Source organism: Paraburkholderia humisilvae, assembly GCF_902859855.1.
Taxonomy (GTDB): Bacteria; Pseudomonadota; Gammaproteobacteria; order Burkholderiales; family Burkholderiaceae; genus Paraburkholderia; species Paraburkholderia humisilvae.
This window is the reverse complement of the sequence record NZ_CADIKH010000413.1, coordinates 1-842: the sequence shown is the minus strand read 5'-3', so window position 1 is coordinate 842 and position 842 is coordinate 1. Positions and strand designations below refer to the sequence as shown.

The following is an 842-nucleotide window of genomic DNA, read 5'->3' as shown; positions in this document are numbered from 1 at the left end:
CACACTGCTCACGAGCGCGGTCGCGATCACCGGCCCGATTCCTGGAACGGTCGCCAATCGTTGACAGGCGTCACTGCTCCTGAAGATCTCGGCTATGTCCGCTGCAAGTTCGTCCAGCCACTGCTGCAACGCCTGCAGTTGCTCGAGATACATTGAGCCGAGCCGTCTGAGCAGAGGAGTAATGGGGGTATCGGCATTGTTTACCAGCTCGACTACTCCCTTTCTTAATTGCGGCAAACCTACCGGGAAGATCACGCCCTCTTCAGCAAACATGCTCCGAATCTGATTCGATTTCGCAGTGCGTTCCTCGATGAGCCGTTGGCGCATGCGATGTGTCGATTGCAACGACTGCTGTTCGGCGCTTTTGATCGCGACGGAATGGATGCCTGGACGTGTCACTGCTGCACAGATTGCCGCCGCGTCATTTGCGTCGTTCTTGCCGCCGACCAGAAACGGTTTCACATATTGTGTCGGCAGCAGACGGACGGTATGTCCAGGCGATGTTAGCTCCCGTGCCCAGAAATGAGAGCCGTGACACGCCTCGATACCAATCAGGCTGGATTCGACCTTCGCAAAAAACTTCAACACCTCAGCGCGGCGGAGCTTTCGCTGCACCACGGCTTTGCCCTGGCGATCAACGCCGTGAATCTGAAACACATTTTTTGCGATATCCAGACCGATGGTTAGTGCAGGCATTGACGTTCTCCCGGAAGTTGGTGGGCCAAGTGTCGCCCCGGAGGGGGCGGGAGTCCATACCATCAGGCTTGTTGCAGCCTGACAGGCTGCGGCCCTCCATGAAATCCGCTGGCCCGCGCCTCATTCTTCAAGCGAGCCCGAAGCTC

Annotated in this window: 1 protein-coding gene; it reads right to left on the bottom strand. The window is 57.5% G+C overall.

Annotated features, from left to right (window positions below; translation table 11 throughout):
- Positions 1-696, bottom strand: a 696-nt coding sequence (locus HV796_RS42840; protein ID WP_175233626.1) for an IS110 family RNA-guided transposase, incomplete at its 3' end; no start/stop codon positions are given.
- Between the last annotated feature and the right edge of the window lie 146 nt (positions 697-842).